The organism is Variovorax sp. DAIF25, assembly GCF_050711835.1.
Lineage (GTDB): Bacteria > Pseudomonadota > Gammaproteobacteria > Burkholderiales > Burkholderiaceae_C > Variovorax.
Genome location: NZ_CP136636.1, coordinates 2,162,593 through 2,176,938 on the forward strand (window position 1 = coordinate 2,162,593; position 14,346 = coordinate 2,176,938).

Annotated in this window: 16 protein-coding genes; 10 read left to right on the forward strand and 6 right to left on the reverse strand. The window is 69.1% G+C overall.

Going from position 1 to position 14,346, the window contains the following annotated elements; genetic code table 11:
• Positions 1-63: 63 nt before the first annotated feature.
• Together R0232_RS09885 and purM are read right to left on the reverse strand one after the other, a co-directional pair.
• Entirely contained in the window at positions 64-1,134 is a 1,071-nt protein-coding gene (locus tag R0232_RS09885) for an AI-2E family transporter (protein WP_203204922.1), read from the reverse strand.
• A 35-nt stretch (positions 1,135-1,169) separates the two neighbouring features.
• Entirely contained in the window at positions 1,170-2,219 is a 1,050-nt protein-coding gene (purM, locus tag R0232_RS09890; RefSeq protein ID WP_431511984.1) for a phosphoribosylformylglycinamidine cyclo-ligase, read from the reverse strand.
• A gap of 143 nt (positions 2,220-2,362) precedes the next feature.
• Between purM and hda the strand changes: the two genes are divergently transcribed.
• The 6 genes from hda (at position 2,363) to R0232_RS09920 (ending at position 7,907) form a co-directional block, all read left to right on the forward strand.
• Positions 2,363-3,049, forward strand: coding sequence for a DnaA regulatory inactivator Hda (hda, locus tag R0232_RS09895; protein ID WP_281077707.1), 687 nt, complete (start codon positions 2,363-2,365; stop codon positions 3,047-3,049).
• A gap of 19 nt (positions 3,050-3,068) precedes the next feature.
• The gene (gene pcnB, locus R0232_RS09900; RefSeq protein WP_431511985.1) at positions 3,069-4,685 is read left to right on the forward strand and encodes a polynucleotide adenylyltransferase PcnB; all 1,617 of its coding nucleotides are present in this window, start codon (positions 3,069-3,071) and stop codon (positions 4,683-4,685) included.
• Positions 4,682-5,437 carry a 2-amino-4-hydroxy-6-hydroxymethyldihydropteridine diphosphokinase gene (gene folK / locus R0232_RS09905; protein WP_431511986.1) on the forward strand — a complete coding sequence of 252 codons (756 nt, stop codon included), beginning with the start codon at positions 4,682-4,684 and terminating at the stop codon, positions 5,435-5,437. The genes pcnB and folK overlap by 4 nt, the downstream gene beginning before the upstream one ends.
• Before the next feature lie 28 nt (positions 5,438-5,465).
• Entirely contained in the window at positions 5,466-6,074 is a 609-nt protein-coding gene (locus tag R0232_RS09910; RefSeq protein WP_431511987.1) for a trimeric intracellular cation channel family protein, read from the forward strand.
• 164 nt (positions 6,075-6,238) lie between these two features.
• Positions 6,239-6,883 (forward strand): DUF47 domain-containing protein, encoded by a 645-nt coding sequence (locus R0232_RS09915; protein ID WP_057590652.1) that lies wholly within the window; start codon positions 6,239-6,241, stop codon positions 6,881-6,883.
• 13 nt (positions 6,884-6,896) lie between these two features.
• Positions 6,897-7,907 carry an inorganic phosphate transporter gene (locus R0232_RS09920; protein WP_057590651.1) on the forward strand — a complete coding sequence of 337 codons (1,011 nt, stop codon included), beginning with the start codon at positions 6,897-6,899 and terminating at the stop codon, positions 7,905-7,907.
• 6 nt (positions 7,908-7,913) lie between these two features.
• On the opposite strand, the gene R0232_RS09925 is transcribed toward R0232_RS09920, so the two are convergent.
• Positions 7,914-8,279 (reverse strand): hypothetical protein, encoded by a 366-nt coding sequence (locus R0232_RS09925; RefSeq protein ID WP_431511988.1) that lies wholly within the window; start codon positions 8,277-8,279, stop codon positions 7,914-7,916.
• A 406-nt stretch (positions 8,280-8,685) separates the two neighbouring features.
• Between R0232_RS09925 and R0232_RS09930 the strand changes: the two genes are divergently transcribed.
• Positions 8,686-9,978: a porin gene (locus R0232_RS09930; RefSeq protein ID WP_093348891.1), complete on the forward strand. Its 1,293-nt coding sequence runs from the start codon at positions 8,686-8,688 to the stop codon at positions 9,976-9,978.
• Positions 9,979-10,188: 210 nt separating this feature from the next.
• Here R0232_RS09930 and R0232_RS09935 read toward each other — a convergent pair whose 3' ends face one another.
• The 3 genes from R0232_RS09935 to R0232_RS09945 form a co-directional block, all read right to left on the reverse strand.
• On the reverse strand, positions 10,189-11,280 hold the full coding sequence (locus R0232_RS09935; protein WP_431511989.1) for a helix-turn-helix transcriptional regulator: 1,092 nt from the start codon (positions 11,278-11,280) through the stop codon (positions 10,189-10,191).
• A 128-nt stretch (positions 11,281-11,408) separates the two neighbouring features.
• Positions 11,409-11,855 carry a TM2 domain-containing protein gene (locus R0232_RS09940; RefSeq protein WP_093348893.1) on the reverse strand — a complete coding sequence of 149 codons (447 nt, stop codon included), beginning with the start codon at positions 11,853-11,855 and terminating at the stop codon, positions 11,409-11,411.
• A 31-nt stretch (positions 11,856-11,886) separates the two neighbouring features.
• On the reverse strand, positions 11,887-12,408 hold the full coding sequence (locus R0232_RS09945) for an N-acetyltransferase family protein (protein WP_431511990.1): 522 nt from the start codon (positions 12,406-12,408) through the stop codon (positions 11,887-11,889).
• A gap of 217 nt (positions 12,409-12,625) precedes the next feature.
• On the opposite strand from R0232_RS09945, the gene rpsP reads away from it, so the two are divergent.
• Genes rpsP through trmD form a run of 3 tightly spaced genes read left to right on the forward strand, consistent with a single transcriptional unit; the run spans position 12,626 to position 14,243 of the window.
• Entirely contained in the window at positions 12,626-12,889 is a 264-nt protein-coding gene (gene rpsP, locus R0232_RS09950; RefSeq protein ID WP_057590647.1) for a 30S ribosomal protein S16, read from the forward strand.
• Positions 12,890-12,912: 23 nt separating this feature from the next.
• Complete coding sequence (gene rimM / locus R0232_RS09955) at positions 12,913-13,467, forward strand: ribosome maturation factor RimM (RefSeq protein WP_431511991.1); 555 nt, start codon at positions 12,913-12,915, stop codon at positions 13,465-13,467.
• 29 nt (positions 13,468-13,496) lie between these two features.
• Positions 13,497-14,243, forward strand: coding sequence for a tRNA (guanosine(37)-N1)-methyltransferase TrmD (gene trmD, locus R0232_RS09960; protein WP_431511992.1), 747 nt, complete (start codon positions 13,497-13,499; stop codon positions 14,241-14,243).
• The last annotated feature ends 103 nt before the right edge of the window (positions 14,244-14,346 follow it).

Below are 14,346 nucleotides of genomic sequence, written 5' to 3' on the forward strand. Positions count from 1 at the left end.
GCTCGGGAGCGGACCAGAATCGATCAGATCAGGACATCGCCCGGCGCGCAGGGCGCCGCCGCCTCAGACCAGGCCGCCGGCCTGCAGCTCTTTCTTGAGATAGGCGTAGAACAGCGGCGCGGCCACCAGCCCGGCCGGGCCGAACACCGCCTCGGCCACGAACATCACGGCCAGCAGCTCCCACACGCTCATCTGCGTGCGGCTACCCACCACCTTGGCGTTGATCACGTACTCGGCCTTGTGGATCAGGATCAGGAAGGCCAGGCAGGCTGCCGCGGTCACCGGCGACACCGACAGCGCCACCAGCGTGATCACCGCGTTGCACACCAGGTTGCCCACGATCGGCACCAGCCCGGCCACGAAGGTCAGCGTGATCAGCGCGGGCGTGTAGGGCAGGTGCGGGCCCCACAGCGGCATCAGCACCAGCAGGAAGATGGCGGTCAGCAGCGTGTTGAAGGCGGCGATCCAGAACTGCGCCGCGACGATCTGGCCGAAGGCCTGGCCGAACATCGTGATGCGCTGGTGCAGTTCCTCCGACAGCGGCCGGCGCGGTCCGCGCGCATGCGCCACGGCGGCCAGCCCGCCGATGATCAGTCCCACGTAGGCGAACAGCAGCGCCCCGAGCCAGGCCCGGCCGGTGAGCGCCAGCATGCCGGCCTGGGCGCGCATGTAGTTCGCCACCATGCGCTGGATCTCGGCCGCGCCCTCGGGCAGGTAGACCGCGATCTCGGGCGGCAGCTTCAGCCGCAGCTCGAGCACCGTGCGCGCCGTGTAGTCGAGCAGCTCGCGGTACTGGTCGGGCGCGTCGATGATGTATTCCCGCGCCTGCGAGAGCCCCAGCGTGATCAGCGCGATCGGCGCCAGCAGCACCAGCGTGACCGCCACCACGCGCGCGATGCCGTCGCCGCGCGCGCGCAGCGGCGCGACGCGCGCCAGGCCGCGCCCGATCAGCCGCGCGAAGAAGCGCGTGGCCAGGAAGCCGATGCAGGCGCACAGCAGGCCCGGCAGCAGGTGCTGCCACATCACGAGCATCAGGCCCGCGAGCATCAGCAGGTAGCTGGCGATCACCACGTTGCGCGGGGCGCTGCGTGGCGGCACGGGAGCGATGGGGGCGGTGGGCAGGGGCTTGGTCATCCGGGAGGGCGCTCGCGCGTCGAAACCCGGTTCGTTCAGGCGACGACCACGGCCGCGCCCTCGCCGCGCTCGGCGATGACGCCGATCTCGTGCACCGTCTCGCCAGCGGCGCGCAGCGTGGCGGCACATGCGGCGGCCTCGGCCGCGTCGATCACCACCACCATGCCGATGCCGTTGTTGAAGGTGCGGTTCATCTCGATGTCGTCGATGCCGGCCACCTTCTGCAGCCAGGCGAACAGCTCGGTCTGCGGCCAGCTGCCCTTCTTCAGGTGGGCGGCCGTGCCTTCGGGCAGCACGCGCGGGATGTTCTCGAGCAGGCCGCCGCCGGTGATGTGGGCCAGCGCCTTGATCGGGTGCTTGCCGAGCGCCTCGAGCACCGGCTTCACGTAGAGGTGGGTGGGCTCCATCACGGCCTCGCGGAAGGGCTTGCCGTCGAGCGTGGCGGGCAGGTCGGCACCGTCTTGTTGAGCGCGCTCGATCACCTTGCGCACCAGGCTGAAACCGTTGGAATGCACGCCGGCCGAGGCCAGGCCCAGCACCACGTCGCCGGGCTTGACGTTCTGGCCGGTCAGGATCTTCGATTTCTCGACCGCGCCGACCGCGAAGCCCGCCAGGTCGTACTCGCCGGCCGGGTACATGCCGGGCATTTCGGCGGTTTCGCCGCCGATCAGCGCGCAGCCCGAGAGCTCGCAGCCGCGCGCGATGCCGCCCACCACCGCCGCGGCGGTGTCGACGTCGAGCTTGCCGCAGGCGAAGTAGTCGAGGAAGAACAGCGGCTCGGCGCCCTGCACCAGCACGTCGTTGACGCTCATGGCCACCAGGTCGATGCCGACCGTGTCGTGCATGTTCCACTCGAAGGCCAGCTTGAGCTTGGTGCCCACGCCGTCGGTGCCGCTCACCAGCACCGGCTCCTTGTAGCGCTTGGGCACCTCGAACAGCGCGCCGAAACCGCCGATGCCGGCCAGCACGCCTTCGCGCATGGTTTTCTTCGCGAGCGGCTTGATGCGGTCGACCAGCGCGTCGCCGGCATCGATGTCGACGCCGGCGTCCTTGTAGCTGAGCGGAGTGGGCAGAGGGGAGGTCATGGCTGGTTGGGAGCGAGAGGAATGGAAAGCGCACCGGCCGCGATGGCACCCCGGGGGGAGGGTCAAAGGGCGAAACGGCCGGGCCGATAGAATTCCGGACGATTTTACGGGCGTTGACCGCCCCCTCCATGAACCTTCCCGGGATGAAACAGCTCGCGCTCGATATCGGCATCGCGACGGGCCCCAGCTTCGACGCCTTCTTTGCCGGCCCGAACGAGGCGGCGCTGCGGCACCTGCAACTGTGGGTGGGCGGCGCCGGCAGTCCGGCGCTCCACTCGCCCGTGCCCACCTACCTGTGGGGCGAAAGCGGCAGCGGCAAGACCCACCTGCTCGAATCGGTGCGCGTGGCGCTGCGCGAGCAGGGCGCCAGCGTGGGCTGGCTGCACGCCGGCCTGCTGGAGCCGCCCGAGTTCGACGAGCGCTGGGTCGCCGTGCTGCTCGACGACGTGCACCTCTACACCGCCGTGCAGCAGCACGCGGCCTTCAACTGGTTCGTCAACGCGCAGAGCCTGCAGCGTGGCGTGGTGGCCGCGGGCGCGCTGCCGCCGGCCGACCTGCCGCTGCGCGAGGACCTGCGCACCCGCCTCGGCTGGGGCCACGTGTTCCATCTGCAGGTGCTCGGCGAGAGCGAACGACGCGCCGTGCTGCGCCAGGCCGCCGATGCGCGCGGCGTGATGCTGTCCGACGATGTCCTCGACTACATGCTGCACCGCTTCAGCCGCGACCTCGGCAGCCTGATGGAGCTGCTCACGCAGCTCGACGGCTATGCGCTGCAGACGCAACGCGCGATCACCATTCCGTTGATCCGCTCCATGCTCGAAAACGAATAAGAAGAACCCTTCTCAACCAATGATCAAGAAATTCATCGACAAGCTGCTCGGCAAATCCGCCGGCGGCGCACAGGGAAAGAGCCGCTTCGGCAAGCGCGAGGAAGTGCCGGCGGAGGTTCACCGGATCGATCCGGCCCTGGTCGACGAACGCGCGAAGAACGTGGTCACCACCCTGCAGCAGGCCGGCTTCGAGGCCTACGTGGTGGGCGGCGCGGTGCGCGACCTGCTGCTGGGCCTGCGGCCCAAGGACTTCGACGTGGCGACCAATGCCACGCCCGAGCAGGTCAAGGGGCTGTTCCGCCGCGCCTTCATCATCGGGCGGCGCTTCCGCATCGTGCACGTGGTGTACGGGCGCGGCCGCGAGCACGAGGTGATCGAGGTCTCGACCTTCCGCGCCTACATGGATGCCGCCGCCGCCGGCCAGGTCAGCGGCAACGAGCGCACCAGCAAGGGCGAGCTCGCGGGCATGACCCATGCCGTGGACGCCAGCGGCCGCGTGCTGCGCGACAACGTCTGGGGCCCGCAGGAGGAAGACGCCGCGCGCCGCGACTTCACCGTCAACGCGATGTACTACGACCCGGCGCGGCAGGTGGTGATCGACTACCACCACGGCATCCGCGATGCCCAGAAGCTGGTGCTGCGCATGATCGGCGACCCGGCCGTGCGCTACCGCGAGGACCCGGTGCGCATCATCCGCGCCATCCGCTTCTCGGCCAAGCTCGCGGCCCTGGGCTTCAAGCTCGAGCCCAAGACCGGCGCGCCGCTGGTCGAGTCGAGCAAGCTGCTGGCCGACGTGCCGCAGAGCCGCCTGTTCGACGAGATGCTCAAGCTGCTGCAGACCGGCCATGCGATCGCCACCGTCGAGCAACTGCGCAAGCTGGGGCTCGCCAAGGGCATCTATCCGCTGCTCGACGTGGTGGTGGAGCGTGCCGACCTGCCGTTCGTGAAGGCCGCGCTGCAGGACACCGACCGCCGCGTCGGCGAGGGCAAGCCGGTGGCGCCGAGCTTCCTGCTGGCCTGCGTGCTGTGGGCCGACGTGCGCGACGGCTGGGCCCAGCGCCAGGAAGGCCGCAACGGCCAGCGCGCGCAGCCGCCGTTCCCGGCGCTGCAGGACGCGATCGACGACGTGTTCAACGCGCGCATCGGCGACGTCTCGGGCCGCGGCAAGCTGGCCGCCGACATGCGCGAGATCTGGATGATGCAGCCGCGCTTCGACAAGCGCACCGGCTCCACGCCCTACAGCCTGGTCGAGCAGGCGCGCTTCCGTGCCGCCTTCGACTTCATGCGCCTGCGCGCCGACGTCGGCGAGGTCAGCGAGGCCATCGCCGAGTGGTGGCAGGAGTTCAGCACCTCGGACGACACGCGGCGCCAGGACCTGCTGGACCAGGTGCGCGACGAACAGAAGACGCGCCAGCGCGTGCGGGTGCGCAACACCGCGCCGGCGGCGGCCGCGCCCGGGGGCGCAGCTCCCAGGAGCGCCGCTGCGCGTAGCGACGAGCGCGAGGACGACGAGACGACCGAAGGCGAGGGCGGCACCGTGCCGCCCGATGGCGAGCCGGCCGCGCCGCGCAAGCGCCGGCGCCGCCGCAAGCCGCGTACCGGTGGTGAGGGCGGCGCGCCAGCCGCATCCGAATGAGCACCGCCAAGCGCCCGCCGGGCGGCAAGGCTGCGCCGGGGCCCAAGCCCGCGGGGGGCGGCGAGGGCCGCCGCCAGGCGCCGCGCGATGCCCGCGATGGCGATGGCAAGCCCGGCCGCGCGCCGGGCCGCGGCGCCAATTCCGCCGGTCCCGCCCGTGGATCCAACGCCGCCGGTCCGGCCCGCAAGGGTGCCGCACCGGCGCGCAAGCCGGCCGGTCGCTCGGGGGGCTCCGGTTCTGCCCGGCCCCCGAGTCGGTCCCGCGACGAGTACCCCACCGTCCAGGCCTTCATCGCGATCGGCGCCAACCTCGGCGATGCCGCCGCGGCGGTGCGCGCCGCCATCCTCGCCATCGGCGCGATCGAGCGCACCACCGTGACGGCCAGTTCCTCGCTCTACCGCAGCGCGCCGGTCGATGCCACCGGCCCCGATTTCATCAATGCCGTGGTCGCGGTGCGCACCGGCCTCACGGCCGAGGCGCTGCTGGCCGACCTGCAGCTGCTCGAGCTCGAAGCCGGGCGCGAGCGGCCGTTCCCGAACGCGCCGCGCACCCTCGACCTCGACCTGCTGACGCACGGCAACACGGTCAAGGACACGCCCGCGCTCACGCTGCCGCATCCGCGCATGCGCGAGCGCGCCTTCGTGCTCAAGCCGCTGGCCGAGATCGCGCCCGACAAGGTGCCGCGCGCCGCGCTGGCGCGCGTGTCGAAGCAGGTCATCGAGCGGCTGCGCGACACCGACGCCAAGGCCTGAGCGAAGGTTTCGGGGGAGGGCGGGCGCCATGCTGCTGTACGTCCTCGATCTCGCCGGCGTCGCGGTGTTCGCAGTCAGCGGCGTGCTGGCCGCGGCCCATGCGGGGCTCGACTGGCTCGGCGTGGTCGTGATCGCCTCGGTCACCGCGGTCGGCGGCGGCACCCTGCGCGACCTGCTGCTCGACCGCCATCCCGTGTTCTGGATCCGCGACACCCGCTATGCCTGGGTGATCCTCGCCGTCTCGGCGCTGGCCATCGCCTGGCTGCACGCGTTGCCGGTGCCGCAGCACGCGCTCGCGGTGGCCGATGCGCTGGGCCTCGGGCTGTTCGCCGTCATGGGCGCGCAGGTGGCCGAGGAGCAGCGCCACGGCGCGCTGATCGTGGTGCTGACCGGCACCATGACCGGTGCCGCCGGCGGCCTGCTGCGCGACGTGCTCACGGGCCACGTGCCGCTGCTGCTGAGCGGCGGCTTCTACGGCTCGGCCGCCATCGCGGGGATCGTCGCCTACCTGCTGCTGCAGGCGGCGGGCCTGCCGCGGCGCTGGGCCTTCCATGCCGGCATCGCGCTGGTCGTGGCGCTGCGGCTCGGCGGCATCTATGGCGGATGGCAGCTGCCCGTGCTGAAGCTCGCGGCCTGAGTCGTTTTCGGACCGGAAGGCGGCCGCGGCCGCCGCGCCTCGCGCATATACAACGAAAAGATCAACCCCCCAAGGTCCGGATCGCACGATCCGCCCGTTTAAACTTCGCGGGTTTTTTCATCAAGGCGTCATCAAGTTGTGATTGACGTCCTCCAGGAGTCGCCATGTTCGGCAAGCTGCTGCCCCGCGAGGGCAATTTCTTCGAGATGTTCAACCAGCACGCCGAGCGCATCGTCGAGGCGGCCCGGGCCTTCGAGCAACTCGTCACCAACTACAACGACGTGCACCTGCGCGAGCAGTACAACCGCGACGTCGACAACGCCGAGCGCGCGGCCGACCGCGTCACGCACGACGTCAACCGGCTGATCCACAAGACCTTCATCACGCCGATCGACCGCGAGCAGATCCACAAGCTCATCAACACCATGGACGACGTGGCCGACCTGATCCAGGACTCGGCCGAGACCATGGCGCTGTACGACGTGCGCCACATGACCGACGAGATCGTGCGCCTCACCACGCTGAGCGTGAAGTGCTGCGACCGCCTGAAGGACGCCGTGAAGTACCTCGGCAAGATCGCCGACCCGGCCGTGGCCGAGGCCACCCTGAAGACCTGCGAGGAGATCGACCGCCTCGAGTCCGACGCCGACCGCGTGATGCGCAGCGCCATGAGCAAGCTGTTCCGCGAGGAGCCCGACGTGCGCGAGGTCATCAAGCTCAAGGCGATCTACGAGCTGCTCGAGACGATCACCGACAAGTGCGAGGACGTGGCCAACGTGATCGAGGGCATCGTCCTCGAGAACTCCTGAGCGGGCACGACCGATGGCAACGGTGCAGGTCGCCCTCTGGGTGGTGATGGTGCTGGTCGCGCTCGCGATCCTGTTCGACTTCATGAACGGCTTCCACGATGCCGCCAACTCGATCGCGACCGTGGTGTCCACGGGCGTGCTGCGGCCCGGCCAGGCCGTGGTGTTCGCCGCCTTCTTCAACCTGATCGCGATCTTCGTCTTCCACCTGAGCGTGGCGGCCACCGTGGGCAAGGGCATCGCCCAGCCCGGCGTGGTCGACGTGCACGTGGTGTTCGGCGCGCTGATCGGCGCCATCAGCTGGAACCTCGTCACCTGGTACTACGGCATCCCCAGCAGTTCCTCGCATGCGCTGATCGGCGGCATCGTCGGCGCCGTGATCGCCAAGACCGGCACCAGTGGCCTCGTCGCCTCGGGCATCTGGAAGACCGTGGCCTTCATCTTCGTCTCGCCGGTGCTGGGCTTCCTGCTCGGCTCGCTGATGATGGTGATCGTGGCCTGGACCTTCCGCCGCGCCACGCCCTCGCGCATCGACCGCTGGTTCCGGCGGCTGCAGCTGGTCTCCGCCGGCGCCTACAGCCTGGGCCACGGCGGCAACGACGCGCAGAAGACCATCGGCATCATCTGGATGCTCTTGATCGCCACCGGCTACGCCTCGGCCGGCGAGGCCGAACCGCCGACCTGGGTCATCGTGAGCTGCTATGCCGCGATCGCGCTGGGCACCATGTTCGGCGGCTGGCGCATCGTGAAGACCATGGGCCAGAAGATCACCAAGCTCAAGCCCGTGGGCGGCTTCTGCGCCGAGACCGGTGGCGCGCTCACGCTGTTCCTGGCCACCGCGCTGGGCATTCCCGTGTCGACCACCCACACCATCACCGGCGCCATCGTCGGCGTGGGCTCGGCGCAGCGCGCGAGCGCGGTGCGCTGGGGCGTGGCGGGCAACATCGTGTGGGCGTGGATCTTCACGATCCCCGCGTCGGCGTTCGTGGCGGCGATTGCTTATTGGGTGAGCTGGCAGATCTTCTGAGCGCGGCTACCAGGCCTGAAACACGGCGCCCGGAATGACGAGCGCCGCCAGCGACGGCCCCGCGCTCTCGACCAGCGCGATGCACTCGTCTAAGGGCGCCATCTTCACCAGCGAGCCTCGCCGTGCCTCGACGATGAAATCGATCTGGACCGTGCGGTCGTCGTTCACGTAGAACTGAAGCGTCTCGCCGAACTGGTCGATGAGGCCGAAGAAATTCCCGGGGTGGACGAGTACGCCGCGCATGTACTCCCTGATCTGCTCGAAGTCGAAGTAGGACTCGTCCTCCGGCTTCCCGAGGCCCCACCCGTCTTCGCGGTAGTCATGGTGGAACGCGACGAAGCCGGGGCGGTTTCTCTCGGGCCATTCGATCATGCGCAACTCCTTGGGGCCTGGATCGACGTGCTGCGATCGACAGTGGGCGAACAAGCCGTCGTTGTAGCGCGAGCCCGTCGTCGATGCGCGCCGCGCAGTGCGTTTCAGCACAACTTTCTGAGCCTGTTGTTATCGCGCCAAAGAGTCCCGATTCCATCGATGGGCTCTAAGGGTTGTCACGGACTCTTCACTCGCACACGAGACCATCACTGCACCCGATTGCAGATGCATCGTGTGCAGCGTCGCTCGAAGCCGGTCCCACGCCGGTGCCGAAAGAAACGCGATCCGATGCGCACGAGAAACCGCGGCGAGCCGCCGCGGAATCCCCGGTGTCCCCCCCGTTCCGGGGTGGTTCCTCGAAGGACCGCCCAGGACGCTTGTTGTGCTTAAGAAAGAGGAAGCTGAAATGAAAAAATCCCTGGTGGCATTGGCCGCCGTGCTGGCGGCCGGCGGAGCGGCTGCTCAATCGTCGGTGACGCTGTTCGGCGTGGTCGATGCGAGCGTGAGCAACTACTCGACCAAGAGCGAGTACCGTGGCACGAACCCGCTGCTGATCGGCGCTTCGCGCAAGCAGAGCCAAACGGCCCTGGCGAACGGCAGCAGCAGCTCCAGCCGCCTCGGCTTCCGCGGCACGGAAGATCTGGGCGGTGGCCTGGCAGCGAGCTTCTGGCTCGAATCGGGCATCACCAACGATGACGGCAAGACCGGCGTGGCCGCGTTCGACCGTCGCTCCACCGTGAGCCTGTCGGGTGGCTTCGGCGAAATCCGCCTCGGCCGCGACTACACGCCCACCTACTGGAACGACAACGTGTTCGATCCCTTCGGTCTGCGTGGCGTGGGCACGAGCCTGATCAGCCGCGTCGGCGATTCGCTGTCGCGCAAGGGCGGCACCGCTCCCAACGGCGCTTCGGCCAGCGACAACTACGCGCGCGCCAGCAACAGCATCGGCTACTTCCTGCCGCCGAACCTCGGTGGCTTCTACGGCCAGTTCCAGTACGCGCTGCACGAGAACGTGAAGTTCGACGAGAACGTGATCGAGTCGCCGTCCAAGCGCGGTTCGTACTTCGGCGGTCGCGTCGGCTATGCCAACGGCCCGCTCGACGTGGCTGTTTCCTACGGCCAGGACAACAAGGACTCCACGCCGCTGACCGCGACCACGGTCCTGACCCCGGCGCTGGCTTCGCAAGCGTTCAAGAACCGCATCAACACCTTCAACCTCGGTGCGAGCTACGACCTCGGCGCTGCGAAGCTGTTCGGCGAGTACTCGTCGGCCCGCAACAAGTTCGACAACGTCACCACCCTGGGTGCTCTGAACTACGTCAACAGCGTGACCGACAAGTACGACGGTTTCCTGCTCGGCGTCAGCGTGCCGGTGGGCCCGGGCCAGATCAAGGCTTCGTACGGCTACCTGAAGTACAAGGCTGGCCAGAACCCCGTCGTGAACCCGGCCCTCGCGCTGTTCGGCAACCCCGAGCTGTCGACCAAGGCCAACCAGTTCGCGATCGGCTACGTGCACAACCTGTCGAAGCGCACCGCGCTGTATGCCACGCTCGCTCGCGTGCGCATCAAGGACGGTCAGAACAACCCGACCGTCTTCGGTCGCGTGACCACCGGTGGCGCCCCGGCCTACCTGGCCACCGCCGGCTGGGCACCGCGCTCGTCGACGGGCTACGACTTCGGTCTGCGTCACAGCTTCTGATTTCCGCGTCTTTTTTGTCTCCAAGGTTTGCCACCCGGCTCTGGTCGGGTGGTTTTTTTGGTTGGTACCCGGTGTCGGCACGACCGACCGCGCAGGCCCACCGGATGCGCGAGCCCTCGGGGCGCCGGGTCCTTCCCGCCTGATTTCCTTTTTTTCTTCGCAGTGGACGGCCTCGCGCCGCGCCGCCGCATGGGCGTTCGCCGCCGGACGCTACGCCACCGACAGTGCCATGCGCACCAGGTCGATCTGCCGCTGGCAACCCATCTTGTCCATCAGCGCCGCGAGTTGCGTGCGCACCGTGTTGATGGAGACCGCCTGCGCCGCCGCATGCTGCTTGAGCGTCTGTCCCTCGACCAGCGCGACCAGCACCCGCGCCTCGGCCGGCGTGAGGCCGAAGGCGCCGCGCAGCAGCTCGGCATCGAGCGGCTGCACCCGATCGGGCAGATGCAGGCGCACGAGCAGCAGCGGCTCGTTCGCGACGCGCAGATGCGCCTGTGCCTTGGTGAACTGCAGGCCGCAGGCCAGGCTGTCGCGGTCGGCGGGCATCAGCAGCCGCGTGGGCGCGCTGCCGGGCGCCGAGGCGCGCGCGAGGGTCGCCGCCAGCGCATCGCGCGCCCGCGCGGCGGGATGCCAGAGCCGGCCCTGGTGCACGCGCAGCGCGCTGCGGTGCGACAGCAACTCGGCCGCGTGGGCCGACACGTGCTGCACCGTGCCCGTGGCATTGACCAGCAGCATGGCCTCGCCGAAGGCCTCGAAGGCCGATTCGGCCGTGGCGAGCCAGCCTTCGGCGTATTCGCGGCGACGCGCGAGCGCCGACTGCAGCGCGTGGGTGAAATGGCGCACCCGCTCGGAATCGAGATGGCTGCGCGTGCGCTGCAGCGGCCGGCTGCGCTGCAGGGTCAGGCCGCCGCGGCGATGCGGGCCGTCCTCGATCTGGTAGCTGAGCATCTGGCGCATGCCGTAGCGCAGCATGTAGTCGGCGTAGTAGGCATTGCCCGACAGGTCGCCCGCGTTGAAGAATTCCGCCGTGTCGAGCCAGGTGCCGGGGGCCGCGCCGAGGGCCTTCGGCGTGATGATGTCCTGCTGGACGTAGTGCTCGCGGTAGACGCGCTCCGCCTCGGGGTCGACGTTCCATTGCTGGGCCGACAGCAGCTGGCCGCCGGCATCGACCATGATGAAGGTCGCGCTCTCGCCGCCGATCAGGCCGCACGCGCCTTCGAGCACGCCGAGCCAGGGTGGCTCGGGGTCGGTCAGATGATGTACCGCGTCGAGCGCGCGACGCAGCACGGGGTCCTCCAGCATGGCAATGCTCCCTCGGCCCGTCGTGATTTATGGGCACACCATAACCGGGAGGGAGCGGCCGTCAATCATGGAAACCGGTGGTTGCGCCCGATCTCCGCGGGGCGCATCGACCGGCCGGGGTGCGCGGACTACTGCGAGATCTTCCGGCCCTCTTCGACCTGGTGCTCGAAATAGCGCTGGAAGCTGAACACGATGCTGGCCATGAGGATGGTGCTACCGAAGAACAGCGCGAGCACCACCGCGCCGATGGTGGCCCAGCTCGTGCGGCCGGGTTCGGCGTCGAGGGCGGCGCCGGCGTTGTAGCGCGCGTTCCACTTCTCGGGCGTCATCAGGCCATAGACGATGGCCGTGAGCGCGCAGCCGGCGATGGTGAAGCCGAGGAAGGGGATCAGCACCCAGCTCCAGCCGTCGTCCACGCCGTACATGCGCACGCGCTCGACGCCGTAGAGGCCGAGCGCGGTCGGGATCGGCAGCAGCCAGCCGAGCCAGTCGCCGAGTCCGCGCAGGTAGAAGCGGTGCAGGCCCAGCGGGCCGCCGAGGAAGGCCAGCCAGGCCGTGGTCGTCTTGCTTTTCATGCGGTGCTCGATCCTTGTTTCGTTGCTTCGTTCATTCGGGATGGGTGCTGCTGCCTTCGCCGATGGTCTTTTCCATCAGCACGACGTCGCGCCACTGGCCGAACTTCCAGCCGCAGTCCTTGAGCACGCCGACCTGGGTGAAGCCCTGGCCGCGGTGCACGCCGATCGAGCCGGCATTGGCCGAGTCGCCGATCACCGCGATCAGCTTGCGCACGCCGGCGGCCTCGGCCGCATTGCTCAGTGCGCTCAGCAGTTGCGCGCCCAGGCCCTGGCCGCGCGCGGCCTCGGCCAGGTAGATCGAGTCCTCGGCCGAGTAGCGGTAGGCCGGGCGCGGCTTGAACCAGTTGCAGTAGGCGAAGCCGAGCAGCTCGCCGTTGCGCTCGGCGACCAGGTAGGGCAGCCCCTTGCCCAGTACGTCGGCACGCCGGCTGGCCATCTCGGTCGGCGAGGGCGGCTCGGTCTCGAAGGTGCCGGTGCCGTGCAGCACGTGATGCGCGTAGATGGCGGCGATCGCCGGAATGTCGTCTTCGCGGCTGGGGCGGATCGTTGTCATGAGGGGAAATTGGGGAGGCGGAATGGCCGGAAATGGGCCGGAAACTGGCCAGTACAGGCAGGAATTCTCGGCCGGAACGCGGCGCGGGCTATAATCGCAGGCTTTTCAGCGTGTCGCTGGCCGGGTGGCCATGTCGCGTGTCTCGACGCTGGAAGAACATCGTGAGCAGGTTTTCATCTTCAAACACGAAGGCCTGCGACCCACCCAAGGATAAATCATGGTCGTCATTCGACTCTCCCGTGGCGGTGCCAAAGGCCGTCCGTTCTTCAACATCGTCGTGTCGGACAAGCGCGTTCGCCGCGATGGTCGCTTCATCGAGCGCCTGGGTTTCTACAACCCGACCGCCAAGGAAAACGAAGAAAGCATCCGCATCGCTCAGGACCGCCTGACCTACTGGAAGAGCGTCGGCGCCCAGCCGTCGCCCACCGTCGCGCGCCTGATCCGTCAAGCCGCAGCGGCTGCTCCCAAGGCCGCGGCCTAAGGCCCGCCGGCTCCCGCACGGCGATGCTGCCCGCGCTCGAAGCCGCCGAATTGCCAGCGGATGCGATCGAAGTAGGACGCATCGCCGATGCCTGGGGCATCAAGGGCTGGTTCAAGGTCCTGCCCCACAGCGCCCAGCCCGAGGCGCTTTTTTCTTCCAAGCGCTGGTTCCTGCAGGCCCCCGGGACTTCGGCGACCACCGCCTTCCGGCTCGCGATCAGCGAAGCCAAGGAACACTCCGACTGCATCGTCGCCTCGTCGCGTGACGTGCCCGACCGCAATGCGGCCGAGGCACTGCGTGGCGCGCGGGTGTTCGTGCCGCGCTCGAGCTTCCCGAGCACCGGCGACGACGAGTACTACTGGGTCGACCTGATCGGCCTCGAGGTCGTCAACCGCGAGGGCATCGTGCTCGGCACGGTGCGCGAGCTGCTCGCCTCCGGCCCGCAGACCACGCTGGTGATCGCGGCCGAGCAGGACGGCAAGGCCATCGAGCGCATGGTGCCCTTCGTCTCGGCCTTCGTCGACGGCGTCGACCTCGCGGGCCGGCGCATCACGGTCGACTGGCAGCCCGACTACTGACCTCGGCCCCGCCGCCGCGGTCCGCGCGCATGCGCTTCGACATCCTCACGCTGTTTCCCGAACTGTTCGCGCCCTTCATGGCCAGCGGCGTGACGCGCCGCGCCTACGAATCGAAGCAGGTCGAGGTGGTGCTGTGGAATCCGCGCGACTACGCGCCCGGCAACTACAAGCGCGTGGACGACCGCCCGTTCGGCGGCGGCCCCGGCATGGTGATGATGGCCGAGCCGCTGTCGGCCTGCCTGGCCGCGGCGCAGTCCGCGCGCGGTGCGCCGGCGCCGGTGGTGCTGTTCTCGCCGATCGGCGAGGCCCTGCGCCACGAGGCGGTCGAGCGCTGGTCGGCCAGCGAGGGCGCGGTGCTGGTCTGCGGCCGCTACGAAGGCATCGACCAGCGCTTCATCGACGCCCATGTCACGCACCAAGTCAGCCTCGGCGACTTCGTGCTGTCGGGCGGCGAGATCCCCGCGATGGCACTGCTCGACGCGGTGGCGCGGCTGCAGCCCGGCGTGCTCGGCGACGAGGCCAGCCATGTGCAGGACAGCTTCAATCCCGCGCTCGACGGCCTGCTCGACTGCCCGCACTACACGCGGCCCGAGCAGTGGAACGGGCAGGGCGTGCCGGCGCCGCTGATGTCGGGCCACCATGCGCAGATCGAGCGCTGGCGCCGCGACCAGCGGCTGGCGATCACCGCCCGGGAACGCCCCGAATTGATAGACGCGGCCCGCTCTGCCGGCCGCCTGAACGCCGCCGATGAGGCGGTGCTCAAAAAAAAGCTATAATCGCAGGCTCCCCGATCCTCTGGCCGGCCGCGTCCGGTGCAGGCGTCTACTCTTCATAGAGCTTCAGACCCTGCCAACGACGCCTTTTGTGCAGCGCGGACAC